Origin of the sequence: Allobosea sp., assembly GCF_017308015.1 — a bacterium.
Lineage (GTDB): Bacteria > Pseudomonadota > Alphaproteobacteria > Rhizobiales > Beijerinckiaceae > Allobosea.
This window is the reverse complement of the sequence record NZ_JAFKFW010000003.1, coordinates 100,995-117,693: the sequence shown is the minus strand read 5'-3', so window position 1 is coordinate 117,693 and position 16,699 is coordinate 100,995. Positions and strand designations below refer to the sequence as shown.

Sequence of the window (16,699 nt, the reverse complement as noted above, 5' to 3'; positions counted from 1 at the left end):
CGTGGCCCAAAGCTGCGGTTTCGGATCGTTCTATCTGGAGAGAACAGGGGTCATCGCATGAGCAAGATCAAGGTCGCCAATCCGATCGTCGACATGGACGGCGACGAGATGACCCGGATCATCTGGCAGAAGATCAAGGACACGCTGATCTTCCCGTATCTGGACCTCGAGCTCGACTATTACGACCTCTCGGTCGAGAACCGCGACGCGACCAACGACCAGGTCACGATCGACGCCGCCAACGCCACCAAGAAGCACGGCGTCGCCGTGAAGTGCGCGACCATCACGCCGGACGAGGCGCGCGTGAAGGAGTTCAACCTCAAGGAAATGTGGAAGTCGCCGAACGGCACGATCCGCAACATCCTCGGTGGCGTGATCTTCCGCGAGCCGATCATCTGCAAGAACGTTCCGCGCCTGGTGCCGGGCTGGACCCAGCCGATCGTCATCGGCCGCCATGCCTTCGGCGACCAGTATCGCGCGACCGACTTCAAGTTCCCGGGCAAGGGCACGCTTTCGATCAAGTTCGTCGGCGAGGACGGCAACGTCATCGAGAAGGAGGTCTTCAAGGCCCCCGAGGCCGGCGTCGCCATGGCGATGTACAACCTCGACGACTCGATCCGCGACTTCGCCCGCGCCTCGCTGAACTACGGCCTGATGCGCAAGTACCCGGTCTATCTCTCGACCAAGAACACCATCCTCAAGACCTATGACGGACGCTTCAAGGACATCTTCCAGGAGATCTACGAGAAGGAGTTCAAGGCCAAGTTCGACGAGCTCGGCATCACCTACGAGCACCGCCTGATCGACGACATGGTGGCCTCCGCGATGAAGTGGTCGGGCGGCTATGTCTGGGCCTGCAAGAACTATGACGGCGACGTGCAGTCCGACACCGTGGCGCAGGGCTTCGGCTCGCTCGGCCTGATGACCTCGGTGCTGATGACGCCGGACGGCAAGACCGTCGAGGCCGAAGCCGCGCACGGCACGGTGACCCGCCACTACCGCGAGCACCAGAAGGGCAAGGAGACTTCGACGAACTCGATCGCCTCGATCTTCGCCTGGACCCGCGGCCTGTCGCATCGCGCCAAGCTCGACAACAATGCCGAGCTTGCCAAGTTCGCGGCGCTGCTCGAGAAGGTCACGGTCGACACGGTCGAGGCCGGCGACATGACCAAGGACCTCGCCCTGCTGGTCGGCGCCGAGCAGAAGTGGCTCTCGACCACCGGCTTCCTCGAGAAGGTCAGCGAGAACATGCGCAAGGCGATGGCCGCCTGATTTCAGGCGCATCGTTGCGTGAAATGAGAAGCCCGGCCGAAAGGCCGGGCTTTTTTGCGCTGCGCCAGCCCGCGGCGATCAGCTCTTCCGCGCCACGATATAAGGGCGCCTGTCCTTGCCCTTGGTCGCGTGGCGCTCGACGGCCAGAATCTGGAAGCCCGCCGCAGATACGCGTTCTTGCAACTCGGCTGCGTTGAAGACGGCAGCATAGGGCGCCAGCCGGAGAGCGCGCATCACGGGCAGGGCGCCGTATCCGAGGAGCGGGTTCATGTCCCCGATACAGGGGGTCTTCGAGATGAACAGCCCGCCTGCGGCGAGCAAGCCGCGAAGCTGTGCCAGCGTGCCGGGCAGGTCGCGCACCAGATGCAGGTAGCTGAAGCCCAGGACGGCATCGAAAGGTGCATCGGTTGCGAGCGTTTCCGCTGTGGCGACGCGGAAACTCAACCCGGGGATCGCCTCGGTTGCCTGCTTCTGCTCGGCAATCGCGATCATGCCGGTCGAGATATCGGCCGCCAGATAGCTTTGCACGCAGCCGGCCAACCTGAGCGCCGTCGATCCGGTGCCGCAGCCCAGTTCCAGCACCCGGTCCTGCGGTTTCAGTCGCTCACGCGTGCGATCCAGCGTGCGTTCGTAGCCGGCCTGATCCGAAATGGCGCTGCGGGCATACCGGCTGGACGTTCGATCCCAGAAATGGGCGTCGTTCACGGCGTTCATCCTTCGTCGCCCCCTTAGGCAAGGCCGATATAGGCGGCGAAGATTGCCGGAATTTTACGCTATGCGGCTCACTCCACCCTCACGGCACGCCGCGCGAGAATGCGATTTTCGGCCAGCGGTGCATGCAGGATGTAGCGCAACTCGTAGACGCCAGGCTGGTCCGGCGCTTCCAGCGTCGCCTCGACATTCTCGGCCGGGAAGAAGCGCGGGCCGTCCGCATCGGCCGGCGCGTCCGGCTTCACCAGTATCACGCGGTCCTGTTCGCCATTGGGGCCGATGCCGCGCACCGGCAGGCCCTGGCCACGGCTGATGCGCTCGGGTGCGGCCAGCGTCGCGCTGGGCTCAGTCGTGGCGAGCGGCTGGCGCAGCAGGACAGTGGGTGCGCCGTCCTTCTCGACCATCAGGCGCAGTTCGTAGGTGCCGACAGCGCCTGGTGTCGGCAGGGCCGGCACCATGTTCTTCAATTCGAAGACGACGATTGCCTTGTCCGCGGGATCGTCCGGCCGGGCGATAGCGAGGCGGGCGCCTCGCGGCACGTTGCCCAGCAGGACGCTGAGCGGCGCGCCGGCCATGATGCTCCGGGCGGCGGAAAGCGAGGGCTGCGATTGACGCGGCGCGGGCTTCTGATGCTTCTGGGCCATGGCCGCAGCCGGCCAGAGGCCCGCCGCGATCAAGAAGGCACGGCGGGAGAGGGAGCCCATGTGGGCGCCGTTCTGCCGCGCTGCCATCAGCCCATCGCGGCTGCGACGGCGTCGAGCGCGGCCTGCGCCTTGCTGCCGTCCGGCCCGCCGGCCTGGGCCATGTCGCGGCGGCCGCCGCCGCCCTTCCCGCCGAGTTGCTCGGAGGCGACGCGGACCAGCGCGACCGCGTCGAAGCGTTCGGTCATATCCGGCGTGACGCCGACGACGACGCCGGCCTTGCCGTCATCGGCGACGCCGACGATGGCGACGACACCGGAGCCGACGCGCGTCTTGGCCTCATCGGCGAGGCTCTTCAGGTCCTTCATCTCGATGCCGGTGACGGCGCGCGCCAGGAGCTTCGCGCCGGCGATCTCCTGAATCGGCTCCTCGGCCGCGCCGCCGCCGCCCATGGCGAGCTTCTTGCGGGCCTCGGTCAATTCGCGATCGAGCTTGCGACGCTCCTCGATCAGCGCGGCGAGGCGGTTGCCGGCCTCGTTGGCCGGGACCTTGAGCAGGCTCGCGAGCCCGTCGAGCAGGCGCGATTCCTCGTTGAGGCGCAGGCGCGCGCCATTGCCGGTCATCGCTTCGAGACGGCGCACGCCGGCCGCGACCGCGCCTTCGCCGACCACGCTGACGAGGCCGATATCACCGGTGCGCGAGGCATGCGTGCCGCCGCAGAGCTCGACCGAATAGGCCTTGCCGGCGGGATTGGTGCCCATCGCGACGACACGGACCTCGTCGCCGTATTTCTCGCCGAACAGCGCGCGGGCGCCCGAAGCGATCGCCTCGTCGACGCTCATCAGGCGGGTGGTGACAGGCTCGTTCTGCAGGATGATCGCGTTGGCGATCTCCTCGACCTCGCGCAGCTCCTCGGCGCTGATCGGCTTGGGATGCGAGAAGTCGAAGCGCAGGCGATCGGCCGAGACCAGTGAGCCCTTCTGCGCGACATGGTCGCCGAGGACGAGGCGCAGCGCCTCATGCAGCAGGTGGGTCGCCGAGTGGTTGGCGCGGATCGCGGTGCGGCGCTCGTGATCGACGGCGAGCTCGACGGCGGCGCCGAGCTTCAGCTCGCCTTCCTTGACCGTGACGCTATGGGCGAAGACGTCGCCAAGCTTCTTCTGAACGTCGGAAACCTCGACGACCGTGCCCGGCGCCTTGACCTGGCCGGCATCGCCGACCTGGCCGCCGGACTCGCCGTAGAACGGGGTCTGGTTGACCAGCATGAAGCCGCTCTCGCCGGCCTTCAGGGACTGGACCTCGGCATTGTCGCGGATCAGCGCGGTGACGACGCCCTCGGCGGTCTCGGTGTCGTAGCCCAGGAACTCGGTCGCGCCGACCTTGTCGCGCAGCGGGAACCAGAGCGTCTCGGTCGCAGCCTCGCCGGAGCCGGACCAGGCGGCGCGCGCCTTGGCCTTCTGCTGCTGCATGGCGGCATCGAAGCCCTCGGTGTCGACCGTGATTTCGCGGGCGCGCAGCGCGTCCTGCGTCAGGTCGAGCGGGAAGCCGTAGGTGTCGTAGAGCGTGAACGCGACGTCGCCCTTGAGGCTCTGGCCGGCGGTCAGGTCCTTCGAGGCGTCGTCGAGCAGGGTGAGGCCGCGCGCCAGCGTGGTGCGGAAGCGGGTTTCCTCCAGCTTCAGAGTCTCGGTGATCAATGCCTCGGCGCGCAGCAATTCGGGATAGGCGCGGCCCATCTCGCGGGTCAGGGCAGGCACGAGCTTGTAGAGCAGCGGCTCCTTGGCGCCGAGCAACTGCGCATGGCGCATGCCGCGGCGCATGATCCGGCGCAGCACATAGCCGCGGCCCTCGTTCGACGGCAGCACGCCGTCGGCGATCAGGAAGGCCGAGCAGCGCAGATGGTCGGCGATGACGCGATGGCTCGCCTTCATCGGGCCGTCCGGGTCGACCGAGGTCAGGTCGGCGATGGCGGTGATCAGGGCGCGGAACAGGTCGATATTGTAGTTGTCATGCGTGCCCTGGAGCACGGCCGCGATACGCTCCAGCCCCATGCCGGTATCGATCGAGGGGCGAGGGAGGTCGGTGCGGATGCCACCGGCCGCTTCCTCGTATTGCATGAACACGAGGTTCCAGATCTCGATGAAGCGGTCGCCGTCCTGTTCGGCGGAGCCCGGCGGGCCGCCCCAGATATGGTCGCCATGGTCGTAGAAGATTTCGGAGCAGGGGCCGCAGGGGCCGGTATCGCCCATGCGCCAGAAATTATCCGAGGTCGGAATGCGGATGATCTTGTCGTCGGTCAGGCCGGCGATCTTCTTCCAGAGTGCATGCGCCTCGTCGTCCTCGGAATAGACGGTGACGGTCAGCTTGTCCTTGGGCAGGCCGAATTCGCGGGTGACCAGCGTCCAGGCGTGGTTGATCGCCTGCTCCTTGAAGTAGTCGCCGAAGGAGAAGTTCCCCAGCATCTCGAAGAAGGTGTGGTGGCGGGCGGTGTAGCCGACATTGTCGAGGTCGTTGTGCTTGCCGCCGGCGCGCACGCATTTCTGGGCGGTGGTGGCGCGCGAATAGGGCCGCTTCTCCTGCCCGGTAAAGACGTTCTTGAACTGGACCATGCCAGAATTGGCGAACATCAGCGTCGGGTCGTTGCGCGGCACGAGCGGGCTCGACGGCACGATCTCGTGGCCCTGGGACTTGAAGTAGTCGAGGAAGGTCGACCGGATATCGTTGACGCCGCTCATCGCTGTCTTGCGCTCTGATCTGGGGCAGGAGGCCGGGCGCGCCCGGCAGGAAGGTCCGGTTCTAGTCAGGCCGCTCGCCGCTGTCCAGAAAGCTGGAGCGCTTCCGCATTTCTGTGAAACGCGGAAGCGCTCCAGTCTTTTCGTTGTCGCATTTTCTTCACGCGAACCGGCGGCCACTTCGCTTGAAAATGCTTGGGATGCAGCGCACCACCCGCAAGGCCTTATCGGCAAACGAAAACAGGCGGCCCGAAGGGCCGCCCGTGCATTCGTCCCGGATCGGGAAAGCCGTCTCAGGCTTCGCCTTCGTCGAGATCGTCCGCCGTAGGTGCCGCCTCGTCGAGGATGCGGTCGGCGACGAGGCCGGAATTCTGGCGGATCGTGGTCTCGATCCTGGCAGCCACGTCCGGGTTGGCCTTGAGGAAGTTCTTGGCGTTCTCGCGACCCTGGCCGAGGCGCTGGCTGTCGAACGAAAACCAGGCGCCGGCCTTCTCGACCATGCCGGCCTTGACGCCGAGATCGATCAGTTCGCCGACCTTCGAGATGCCTTCGCCGAACATGATGTCGAACTCGACCTGCTTGAAGGGCGGTGCGACCTTGTTCTTGACGACCTTGACGCGGACCTGATTTCCGGTCGCCTCGTCGCGCTCCTTCAGGGTCGAGACGCGGCGGATGTCGAGGCGCACGGAAGCATAGAACTTCAGCGCGTTACCGCCGGTGGTGGTCTCCGGCGAGCCGTACATCACGCCGATCTTCATGCGGATCTGGTTGATGAAGATGACCATGCAGTTCGAGCGCGAGATCGAGGCGGTGAGCTTGCGCAGCGCCTGACTCATCAGGCGGGCCTGCAGGCCGGGCTGGACATCGCCCATCTCGCCCTCGATCTCGGCGCGGGGCGTCAGCGCCGCAACGGAGTCGACCACGAGCACGTCGATTGCGCCGGAGCGGACGAGCGTGTCGGTGATCTCGAGTGCCTGCTCGCCGGTATCCGGCTGCGAGATCAGCAGGTCGTCGAGATTGACGCCGAGCTTGCGAGCATAGACCGGATCGAGCGCATGTTCCGCGTCGACGAAGGCGCAGACGCCGCCCTTCTTCTGGGCTTCGGCGATGGTGTGCAGCGCCAGCGTGGTCTTGCCCGAGGATTCCGGCCCGTAGATTTCGATGACGCGGCCCTTCGGCAGGCCGCCGACGCCGAGCGCGATGTCGAGGCCGAGCGAACCCGTCGAAATCGTCTCGATCTCGATCGAGGGCGAATTCTTGCCGAGCCGCATGATCGAGCCCTTGCCGAAGGCGCGCTCGATCTGGGAGAGCGCTGCATCGAGCGCCTTAGCCTTGTCCATCGAGGAGCCTTCCACGAGTTTGAGATTCGCCTGATTCACGGTTCGGGCTCCTTATGGCAGGGCGAGGGGGACATCTCAATGCGTCTTGACATGAGGATGGTCACGCTTTGTTCTTGCTCGCAAGTTCTTTTTTTGTTCTCCGTGTCAGTTTTTGTCAGGAGGAATGTCAGGAGCCGCCGCGAGTTCCAAATTTGCCGTGGCGACATCTGCATCAAGGGGGTGTCTGTCGATCCGGCGCCGGTTCGACCTGAGCCCTCATCGTGAGGCGCGGCGCCTCGAAGGATGAAGGCTGAGGGCGCTTATGCCGAACCGTCAGCCCATCGCCGCCTTCACCGTCTCGACGAGCTGCTTCATCGTGAACGGCTTGGGCAGGAAGTGGAATTCCTCGCCCTCGGGCAGGTTCTTGCGGAAGGCTTCCTCGGCATAGCCGGAGACGAAGACGACCTTGGTATTCGGGTTGCGCTTGCGCAATTCGCCGAGCAGCGTCGGGCCGTCCATTTCCGGCATCACCACGTCGGAGACGACGAGATCGATCCTGCCGTCGTTCTGCAGGAAGAGATCGAGCGCCTCGACGCCCGAAGCCGCCTCATGGACGGTGTAGCCGCGCGAGACCAGCATGCGGGCGTTCAGCGCACGGACCGCGTCCTCATCCTCGACGAGCAGGATGACGCCGGCGCCGGTATGGTCGGCGGCGAGCTTCTTGGGCGTTTCCCTGGCCGCGGTTTCGGCTGCGATCTCCTCCTGACTCGGGACATGGCGCGGCAGAAAGATCTGGAAGGCCGTGCCCTTGCCGATGGTCGAGTCGACGAAGACATAGCCGCCGGTCTGCTTGACGATGCCGTAGACCATGGAGAGGCCCAGCCCGGTACCCTTGCCAACTTCCTTGGTGGTGAAGAACGGCTCGAAGATCTTGTCGAGATATTCCTGCGGGATGCCGGTGCCGGTATCCTCGACTTCCAGGAGGACGTAGTCGTCGGCCGGCAGCGCGTCGTGACCGAATGAGGCGCAGTCGTCGCGCGCGACGTTGCGGGTGCGGACCGCGAGCTTGCCGCCATCCGGCATGGCGTCGCGGGCGTTGACGGCAAGGTTGACGATGACCTGCTCGAGCTGGCCGAGATCGGCCTTGACCGGCCAGAGGTCGCGGCCCTGGCGGACGTCGAGCGTGACCTTGTCGGCGACGACGCGCTTCAGCATCAGCGAGAGGTCGGAGAGCACCTCGCCGAGCTCCAGTACCTGCGGGCGCAGGGTCTGGCGGCGCGAGAAGGCGAGCAGTTGCCGCACCAGCGCCGCGGCGCGATAGGCATTCTGCTTGATCTGCATGATGTCCGGGAAGGACGGATCGGTCGGCCGGTGGCTGGCGAGCAGGAACTCGGAGGCGTTGATGATGACCTGCAGCACGTTGTTGAAATCGTGCGCGATGCCGCCGGCGAGCTGGCCGACCGCCTGCATCTTGCCGGCCTGGTCCATGTTGTCGCGGAGCTTGCGCTCGGCCGTCGTTTCCAGCGCGTAGACGATGGCGCGCTCGCCTGCACCGCCCTCGGTGCCGGCGACGGGGGTGAGATAGAGCTTGGCCGAGCGGCCGTCCTCGCCGGCAAGCGCGAGGTCGAGCGGGGCGCCGCCAGAGCGCCCGGCGACCACCTCGGCCAGAGCCTGATCGAGGCCGGCGCTGGCAGCCACGAGATCGTGGATCGTATGCGGCCGCAAGCCGGCCGGGATCAGGCGGGCGAAGGCGGCGTTGGAATGCAGGATCGCGCCGGCCTCGTCGATGGTGGCGATCGCCATCGGCGTCGAATGGAAGAAGCGGGCGAAGCGGACCTCGGCATCGCTGCCGCCGTCGGAGCCGGCCTCGCCGGCGGTGCGGTTGAGGACGAGGGTGCGCGAGGGGCCGGCGCGGCCGTCCTGCCCGAACGCGACCTGATGATGCAGGCGCACGGGCAGGGGCGCGCCGTTGCGGCGTTTCAGGTCGACATCGAGCACCTCGACACGGACATCGCCGGGCTGGCCGCGGATCGCCTGGATCAGCGCGGCGGCGGATGAGGTGCAGACATCGTCGAGATGCAGGCCGCCGGAGCCGAAGCGGGCGAGGTCGAAATCGAGCCAGCCGGAGAGCGTGGCGTTGAGATAGGAGATCTCGCCATCGGCATCGATCGAGATGAAGCCGGCGGGCGCATGGTCGAGATAGTCGATCGCGTGCTGGAGCTCCTGGAACGCGTTTTCCTGGCGCTCGCGCTCAGGCGTGATGTCGGAGACCGACCAGAGTGTCGCGGTGGTGGTTTCGCGGCGAACCGGAGAAACGCGGACGCGATACCAGCCGACCTCGCCGCGTCCGTTCAGGGCGGGTTCCAGCCGGACCTCCTCGACAAGGCGGCGGTGCTCGCGGGCGGCGGTGGCGAGCCGGTAGATCGCTTCGGATACGTCGGCGCGCCCGGTCAGCAGGCGGCCGACCGGCTTCAGGTCGTTGGCACCGGTCGCGCCCGCCAGCGCCAGATAGGCTTCGTTGGCATAGACGATCTCGTTCTCGCTCTCGGTCACGACGATGCCGTCATCGGCGCGGTCGACGATCGCCTTGGTCAGGTCGTTGCGGGCGGCACGGCCGGAAAACTGCACGAGCCCGATGGCGAAGGCGAACAGCCCGAAGACGCCGACGACCGAGAGCAGCGCGAGCAGGCCGAGGATCAGAGGCTGCGCCCATTCATTGGCGAGGAAGCCGAGCGCGATCGCCGCGCCGACGAGCAGGGCGGCGACGAACAGGATGATCCCGATATGGCCGGGCTTGTCCGAGCGATCGATCGTGGTGGTCGCCGTGGTGCCGCTCATTGCGGTGGAGTCCGTTCCCTTGGGGCCGCGCGGAAACCGGGCGGCCAAACTTCCTTCGCATCCCTGCCGAGTTAGGCGCGGCGGCCCTTCAGGCGCAAGACGTATCCGATGACTTCGGCGACAGCCTGATAGTGTTCGACAGGAATTTCTTCGTCGATGTCGACCGTGGCGTAGAGCGCACGCGCCAGCGGCGGGTTCTCGACGATCGGCACGCGGTGCTCGCCGGCGACCTCGCGGATCTTCAGGGCCACCGCATCGACGCCCTTGGCCAGGCAGAGGGGAGCGGCCATTCCGGGCTCGTATTGCAGGGCGACGGCGAAGTGGGTCGGGTTGGTGATGATCACGGTCGCCTTGGGCACCGCCGCCATCATGCGCTTGCGGACGCGCTGGGCGCGGATCTGGCGCAGCTTCGCCTTGACCTCGGGATTGCCTTCGGAGTTCTTGAACTCGTCCTTCATCTGCTGCTTGGTCATCTTCTGGCGCTGATACCAGGAGAAGCGCTGCCAGCCGAAATCGCCGATGGCGATGATGGCGAAGAGGGCGAGGACCGCGCCCATCAACTGGATCGCGAGCGAGAGCGTCGCCGGCATCAGCGCCTCGACGCCCATCTGCGCGAAGCCTTCGAGCCGGTCATGCTGGCCCCAGAGCGTATACCAGACGACGATGCCGATCAGCGCCGTCTTGGCGAGGCCCTTGGTGAAATTGACCCAGGCCTCCTTGCCGAAGAGGCGCTTGGCACCGGCCATCGGCGATATCCGGTTGAACTTCGGCATCAGCGGCTCGAAGGTCCAGAGCGGCTTGTGCTGGAGCATCGCGCCGGCCAGGCCCGCGCAAAGGATGAAGGCGAAGGGCAGGCCGAGCGCCATGAAGCCGGTGAGCACGCCGCGCTGCGTGATCTGCATGAAGGAGGCGCCGTCGGACGGGACCTGATGCGCGTTCATCAGGAAGGAGCGCAGCGACAGCATGGCTTCCCGGGCCGACCAGCCGGCGGCGACCATCAGGGCGAGCGTGAAGCCACAGAGCACGAAGAAGGTCCCGATCTCCTGCGATTTGGGGACGTCGCCCTTCTCCGTGGCTTCGTCCAGCTTTCGCTGGGTCGGGTCTTCTGTTCTGTCTTCGTTTTCGGCTTCCTCGGACATCGCGACCTCAGCCGGTGAACTGACGGAGGAAGGCGCCGAGATCGTCGATGAAGACGCTCATCATCACGCCGAGCACGACGAGCATGACGAGCATGCCGCCCATGATCGAGGCCGGCACGGCGAGGAAGAACACCTGCAATTGCGGCATCATCCGTGCGAGGACGCCGAGGCCGAGATTGAAGAGCAGGCCGAAGACGAGGAAGGGCGCGGAGATCTGGATCGCGAGCGCGAAGCCGCGAGCCGTCGAGCGCACGGCCAGCGCCATCGTGTCAGCGAGATCCATGGCGCCGCCGGGGGGCAGCAGCCGATAGCTTTCATGGATGGCGGCGATGGCGATGTGGTGCAGGTCCGTGGTCAGGATCAGCGTGATGCCGAGCATCGTCAGGAAATTGCCGATCGAGGGGTTCTGCATGCCGCCGGTCGGATCGACCGTCATCGCGAAGCCGAGCCCCATGGTCTGGGCGACGAGCGTGCCGGCGGTCTGCAGGCAGGCCATGACCAGCCGGGCGCAGAGCCCGATGACGAGGCCGACCAGCAATTCGCCGATCAGCAGCGCGACGACGCCGGAGACATCGCCGGGTAGCTGCAGCGACGGGCGGGCAATGGGCACGATCATCAGCGCGATGAAGAAGGCGAGCGACAGCCGCCCCCGCGAAAAGATGAAGCGCTCGCCGATGCCCGGCATGAGCATGACGAGCGTGCCGACCCGCGCGAAGACGAGCACGAAAAGGGCGCTGATCTCGGGCAGGATCGCGATCTGCATCGTGCCGCGGGCACCTTTGCGACAATGACTTGCGCGCCAAGATGTGTGCCGCGGAGCCCCGCCGGCGAAGGCCGGCAGCAGGCGCGACGGGTTCATCCGCCCGTGGCGATTCGGGCGGCGACTCGCCCCATATAACCCGCCAGCGCGTCTCCCATGAACGGAAGAAACAGCAGCAGCGCGGCGAAGACGGCGACGATCTTCGGCACGAAGACCAGCGTCTGCTCCTGGATCTGGGTCAGCGCCTGGATGAGCGAGACGACGAGGCCGACCGCGAGCGCGATCACCATCAGCGGGCCGCCGACCTTGAGGAAGACGACGATGCCGTCGCGGGCGATGTCGAGAATGGCTCCGGAAGTCATGTTCTCTGTCCGATCCAGCAGCCGTCAGACCGGCATCCGCATGATTTCCTCGTAGGCCGCGATGACGCGGTCGCGCACGGCGACCAGCGTCTCGATCGCGGCCTCGCTCTCGGCCACCGCCGTCACGACATTGACGATGTCGGCCCGGCCGCCGGCGACGCTCGCCGTCTGGGCATCGGCCTTGCGCCCGGCGTCCGCCGTGGCGTCGAGCGCCTTGCCGAGCAGGGCGGAGAAATCCGGCCCGCCGGCCTCAGCGCCGCCCGTGGCGAGCGGCTTGCGCATCAGATTGCCGGCACCCATCCCCTGGATGGAGGCGTAGGCGCCCGCGGCGAAACCCGGAGTGGCCATGTCGGTCTAGTCCCCTTCTGGAGCGCCTGCTTCGAAGCCTCGCGTCAGGCGCGCAGGATGTCGATGGTGCGCTGGATCATCCGGCGCGTCGAAGAGATCAGGTTGAGATTGGCTTCGTAGCTGCGCTGGGCCTCGCGCATGTCGACCATCTCGACCAAGGAATTCACGTTCGGCATCTGCACGTTGCCGTTGGCGTCGGCGGCCGGGTTGCCGGGCTCGTGCTTCGTCCTGAAGGCGCTGGGGTCGCGCTGGACCTTGCCGAGCGCAACGAGCTGGGCGTCGAGCGCGCGGTCGAAATGACGCTGGAAGGTCGGGACCTTCCGGCGATAAGGCTCGGCGCCGGCGCGCTCCGGGCCGGAATCGGCATTGGCGATGTTCTCGGAGATGACGCGCATGCGTCCGGACTGGCTGCGCAGGCCCGAAGCTGCGACGGCGATGCTCTTGATCAGGTCCATGATCAGCGTCCCATCCTTCAGCGGCCTTTCCCGATCGCGATCTTCATCAGGCCGAGGCCCTTGCTGTAGAGCGAGGCGGCGAGCTGATAGTCGGACTGGTTCTGCGCAACCTTGAGCATCTCGTCCTCGAGATTGACCGCGTTGCCGTTGGGCGTGGTCTCGAAGCGCGGCGCGCCGGTGCCGTCGAAGCCGCCATTGGCGGTGTTCAGGCTCATGTGTCCGGCGCTGGTCCGGGCGACCGCCACACCGGCACGGGCCGGGTCGGCGCTCGGCGGCTTCAGGTCGACCGGGCGGAAGCCGGGACTGTCGGCATTGGCGACGTTCTCGGCGAGAATCTTCTGGCGCGACTGCTGGTAATGCATGCGCGTCTTCAGCGCCTGCATCAGGCCGCCGCCGACGCTGAAACCGTCGTTCGCCATGGCTCCAGCTCCCCGTTCTCGCCGCCGGCAAGGCCGGCGTACTGGGCAAATCCTGCCGGGTGCATGGTTAATATCCGGTTAAAGGGCGGGTTTTCACGGGTGTGATTAACCACGCGTTCACCATGTTTCCCGATAGGAAAAGCGTTATGCTATAGCCAAGGTGTTGAACCATGGGCGGGACTTAACGGCCGTCCGGGCCGCCGTCGCAGATGAGGCAGACCTTGCAGAGCTTGTTCGGATTGGAACTCTCGACCGCACAGAAGGTGATCGTCGCCTCTGTGGTCATTCTCGTGCTTCTCGCGCTGCTCGGCCTGTTCGTGCGGCAGATCCAGGGCGGGCGGCTGCGGCTGCGCGGCCAGCCGGGGGGGCGGCAGCGCCAGCCGCGCCTGGGTGTGGTCGATACCTACGACCTCGACCGCCAGCGCCAGCTCGTGCTGATCCGCCGCGACAATATCGAGCATCTGCTGATGATCGGCGGCGTGTCCGATGTCGTGGTCGAGACCAACATCCTGCGCAGTGGCGGCCGCGCCGCGACGCCGGCCCATTTCGACACCACAGGGGCCGATCGGCCGCTGCCGCCGTTCGAGACGCTGGTGCCGCCGAGCGAACCCGCCATGCGGGCGGGCGAGGAAGCGCGGCGCGCCGGTTATCCCGAAAGTCCTGAGCTGTTGCCATCCTTGCCGACCCGGCCCGCTTCGGTCCCGGTCGAGGCGCCTGTGCCGACCGCTGCCGCCGCGACGGCAGGCGTCGCCGCCGCTCTCGGTGTCGCAGCAGCCGAGGCGGTTGCTGCTCCTGCCAAGCCCGTGGCTCCGGCAATGCCCGTTCCTCCGATCACGACCGGGCCGGCGCCGAGCTTCGCCCGGGAGCATGCGCCGCAGCCGGCCGTCAGCGCCGGCGAACTCGACGATATGACGCGTCAACTCGAAGAAGCATTGAAGCGTCCGTTCTCCGCCGTGCGTCCGGCCAATCTTGGCGGCGAGTCGTCCGCAGCGAATGTGGCGCCGGCTGTCGAGCTGCCCGCGCCCGTTGAAAAATTTGCTCCTGCGCCCATCGCCGACGAGGAGCCTGTTCCGGTGGAAGCGGCCGCCCCCATCGTCGAGCCGCCGCCCGTTCCTGAACCGGAAACCGTGCCTGAGCCCGTCGTGACGCCGGCTCCGGCCGCTCCGCCGCGCCCGAAGCCGATTCCGAGCGATGTCGAGGCGGAGCTTGCCGCCGCCCTTGGTCTTTCTCTGGATCGCCCGATCCAGAAGGCGCCGGAACCCAGGCCGTTAGAGCCCAGGCCGGTGGAAACGCACCACGCGGAGCCGGTCCCGGCGCCCGCGCCAGCAATCGAGCACGAGCCGGTCGTCGAGGAGGAGGCCGTTGCTATCGTGGAAGAGCAGGCCCCGGTCGAAAGCCCGAAGCCGCAGCCTGAACCCGAAAAGCCGGCCGAGCCCGCCGCGAAGGAGATCGATCCCTTCTCCGTCGATGCGATCGAAGCCGAGTTCGCCCGCCTGCTCGGCCGCGATCCCAAGGCCAAGTCCTGAGGCAATAAGGTACGGTCCGCGCTGGTTCAGGCCGCCGGCCATCAACAGGATTGTCGGCCATACGGCCCTGTGACGCCGCGCATCGGTTGCGCGGCGTTTTCGCGTGGCTAGCCTCGTCGGCGCCCGATCGGTTGAGTCGGGCAGTGGCGGCGCGCGTGACGATCATCGGCAGACGAGCAAGGGGCTTTCGAGGCGGGCGCATCCTGGCCGCTGCCGCGCTGCTGCTCGTGCTGCAGACGATGCCGGCGCTGCCGCAGACGCTGTCGCTCGATCTCGGGCAGGGCGGCGGCGTGGCGGAGCGGGCGCTGCAGCTCATCGCCGTCATCACGGTGCTGTCGCTGGCGCCGTCGATCCTGATCATGGTGACATCGTTCACGCGGATCGTGGTTGTGCTGTCGCTGCTGCGCTCGGCATTGGGCACGCAGACCGCGCCGCCGAATGCCGTGATCCTCGGACTTGCGCTGTTCCTGACCGGCTTCGTCATGGCACCGACGCTGCGCGAGGCCTACACGACGGCCGTGCAGCCGCTGGTTGCCGGCCAGATCCAGCCGCAGGAGGCCTATAATCGTGGCGTCGTGCCCTTCAAGACCTTCATGCTCAGGCATGTACGCGAGAAGGACCTGGCACTGTTCCTCGACATGTCGCAGGGGCCGCGCCCACAGACGCCGCAGGAGATCGGCATCGAGGTGCTGATCCCGGCCTTCATGATCTCGGAGCTGCGCCGCGCCTTCGAGATCGGCTTCCTGCTGTTCGTGCCCTTCCTGATCATCGACCTCGTCGTGGCCTCGATCCTGATGTCGGTGGGCATGATGATGCTGCCGCCGGTGACGGTGGCGTTGCCGTTCAAGCTGATCTTCTTCGTGCTCGTCGATGGCTGGGGGCTGGTCGCCGGCTCGCTGGTGAAAAGTTACGGCGGCGGGTGATCCGCTACGAAATCGTGAATCGAACCAACTGCCTGAACGCAGCTCTTCAGAGCTTGATTCCGCCGAGCCTCAGCCCACGACCACTCTGCCGCGCTGGATGCGCAGGCTGAGCGAGCCATCCTTCAGCGCCAGGGCCTTCTCGCCGAAGACGCTGCGGCGCCAGCCTTGCAGGGCCGGGACTTCGGCGAGATCGTCCGAAGCGATCGCTTCGAGATCGTCGGTCGAGGCGATGATCTTCGGCGCGACGCGCTCGGCATCGGCAATGGCCTTGAGCAGAACCTTGAGCAGGTCGAGCACAGCGGCGCTGGTCGGCCGGCCGCGCTCGCGCTCAAGCCGGGGCAGAGTCTTGGGATCGATCGCGGCGGCGCGCTCGATCGCGGCCAGCACCTCGGCGCCGTTGCGCGAGCGCTCGAAGCCGTTGGGGACGGAGCGCAATTCGGCGAGCGCCTCGACCGAGCGCGGACCGCGCTGGACGATATCCATCATTGCATCGTCCTTGAGCACGCGCTGGCGCGGCACGTCACGGGTCTGCGCCTCGCGCTCGCGCCAGGCGGCGATCTCCATCAGGTTCGGCAACTCGCGCGGCTTGCGGATGCGGCCCTTGAGGCGCTGCCAGGCGTTCTCGGGCTTGACCTCGTAGGTCGAAGGTGACGTCAGCACGGACATCTCCTCGGCGACCCAGCTCTCGCGGCCGCTGGCGTCGAGATCGGCCTTCAGGGCGAGATAGATGTCGCGCAGATGGGTGACGTCCGATTCGGCATAGGCGAGCTGAGCCTCGGTGAGTGGGCGGCGCGACCAGTCGGTGAAGCGCGAGGACTTGTCGATGCGCGCCTTGGCGAGGTCGTTGGCGAGCTGCTCGTAGCCAACAGAATCGCCATAACCGCAGACCATGGCCGCAACCTGCGTGTCGAAGAGCGGCGTCGGCAGGACTCGCCCGAGCAGCCAGACGATTTCCAGGTCCTGCCGGGCGGCGTGAAAGACCTTCACGACGTTTTCGTCGACCATCAGCCCGAAGAAGGGGGCGAGGTCGAGATCGGGCGAGAGCGGGTCGACCAGCACGGCTTCGTCCGGCGAGGCGATCTGGATCAGGCAGAGCTTGGGGTAATATGTGGTCTCGCGCAGGAACTCGGTGTCGACCGTGACGAAGGGATGGGTCGCGAGGCGGTCGCAGGCGGCGGAGAGCGCGGCGGTATCGGAAATGAGATGCATGATGACGCCGTCTTAGCAGAGACAGAAGCAGGATGTCGCGGGCGTTCT

Annotated in this window: 15 protein-coding genes; 3 read left to right on the top strand and 12 right to left on the bottom strand. The window is 66.6% G+C overall.

The genetic code is table 11. The features are described from left to right. Positions 1-57: 57 nt before the first annotated feature. Positions 58-1,272 (top strand): NADP-dependent isocitrate dehydrogenase, encoded by a 1,215-nt coding sequence (locus tag J0I42_RS03630; RefSeq protein WP_291652899.1) that lies wholly within the window; start codon positions 58-60, stop codon positions 1,270-1,272. A gap of 78 nt (positions 1,273-1,350) precedes the next feature. Here the strand turns inward: J0I42_RS03630 and J0I42_RS03625 are convergent, their stop codons facing one another. From J0I42_RS03625 to flgB, 11 genes are all read right to left on the bottom strand, one after another. Next, positions 1,351-1,986 carry a class I SAM-dependent methyltransferase gene (locus J0I42_RS03625; protein WP_291652898.1) on the bottom strand — a complete coding sequence of 212 codons (636 nt, stop codon included), beginning with the start codon at positions 1,984-1,986 and terminating at the stop codon, positions 1,351-1,353. A gap of 68 nt (positions 1,987-2,054) precedes the next feature. Continuing rightward, on the bottom strand, positions 2,055-2,714 hold the full coding sequence (locus J0I42_RS03620; RefSeq protein WP_291652896.1) for a hypothetical protein: 660 nt from the start codon (positions 2,712-2,714) through the stop codon (positions 2,055-2,057). Continuing rightward, positions 2,714-5,356 carry an alanine--tRNA ligase gene (alaS, locus tag J0I42_RS03615; RefSeq protein ID WP_291652894.1) on the bottom strand — a complete coding sequence of 881 codons (2,643 nt, stop codon included), beginning with the start codon at positions 5,354-5,356 and terminating at the stop codon, positions 2,714-2,716. The genes J0I42_RS03620 and alaS overlap by 1 nt, the downstream gene beginning before the upstream one ends. 290 nt (positions 5,357-5,646) lie before the next feature. Then, complete coding sequence (recA, locus tag J0I42_RS03610; RefSeq protein WP_291652892.1) at positions 5,647-6,732, bottom strand: recombinase RecA; 1,086 nt, start codon at positions 6,730-6,732, stop codon at positions 5,647-5,649. A gap of 273 nt (positions 6,733-7,005) precedes the next feature. Further along, positions 7,006-9,510 (bottom strand): cell cycle histidine kinase CckA, encoded by a 2,505-nt coding sequence (cckA, locus tag J0I42_RS03605; RefSeq protein ID WP_291652890.1) that lies wholly within the window; start codon positions 9,508-9,510, stop codon positions 7,006-7,008. 71 nt (positions 9,511-9,581) lie between these two features. Further along, the gene (gene flhB, locus J0I42_RS03600) at positions 9,582-10,649 is read right to left on the bottom strand and encodes a flagellar biosynthesis protein FlhB (RefSeq protein WP_291652889.1); all 1,068 of its coding nucleotides are present in this window, start codon (positions 10,647-10,649) and stop codon (positions 9,582-9,584) included. A gap of 7 nt (positions 10,650-10,656) precedes the next feature. Then, complete coding sequence (fliR, locus tag J0I42_RS03595; protein ID WP_291652887.1) at positions 10,657-11,412, bottom strand: flagellar biosynthetic protein FliR; 756 nt, start codon at positions 11,410-11,412, stop codon at positions 10,657-10,659. A 92-nt stretch (positions 11,413-11,504) separates the two neighbouring features. Beyond that, on the bottom strand, positions 11,505-11,771 hold the full coding sequence (fliQ, locus tag J0I42_RS03590) for a flagellar biosynthesis protein FliQ (protein WP_199089135.1): 267 nt from the start codon (positions 11,769-11,771) through the stop codon (positions 11,505-11,507). A 24-nt stretch (positions 11,772-11,795) separates the two neighbouring features. Continuing rightward, positions 11,796-12,119 carry a flagellar hook-basal body complex protein FliE gene (gene fliE / locus J0I42_RS03585; RefSeq protein WP_257732287.1) on the bottom strand — a complete coding sequence of 108 codons (324 nt, stop codon included), beginning with the start codon at positions 12,117-12,119 and terminating at the stop codon, positions 11,796-11,798. Between the two features lie 44 nt (positions 12,120-12,163). Then, entirely contained in the window at positions 12,164-12,574 is a 411-nt protein-coding gene (gene flgC, locus J0I42_RS03580) for a flagellar basal body rod protein FlgC (protein ID WP_291652881.1), read from the bottom strand. 17 nt (positions 12,575-12,591) lie between these two features. Then, positions 12,592-12,993, bottom strand: a complete 402-nt coding sequence (flgB, locus tag J0I42_RS03575) for a flagellar basal body rod protein FlgB (protein ID WP_291652879.1) — start codon at positions 12,991-12,993, stop codon at positions 12,592-12,594. A 221-nt stretch (positions 12,994-13,214) separates the two neighbouring features. Here flgB and J0I42_RS03570 point away from each other — a divergent pair, with 221 nt between their 5' ends. Further along, complete coding sequence (locus J0I42_RS03570) at positions 13,215-14,519, top strand: hypothetical protein (RefSeq protein ID WP_291652877.1); 1,305 nt, start codon at positions 13,215-13,217, stop codon at positions 14,517-14,519. A gap of 155 nt (positions 14,520-14,674) precedes the next feature. Beyond that, on the top strand, positions 14,675-15,442 hold the full coding sequence (gene fliP / locus J0I42_RS03565) for a flagellar type III secretion system pore protein FliP (protein ID WP_465247633.1): 768 nt from the start codon (positions 14,675-14,677) through the stop codon (positions 15,440-15,442). 69 nt (positions 15,443-15,511) lie between these two features. On the opposite strand, the gene rnd is transcribed toward fliP, so the two are convergent. Continuing rightward, a complete protein-coding gene (gene rnd, locus J0I42_RS03560) occupies positions 15,512-16,651 on the bottom strand; it encodes a ribonuclease D (protein ID WP_291652875.1) in 1,140 nt (379 codons plus the stop codon). Between the last annotated feature and the right edge of the window lie 48 nt (positions 16,652-16,699).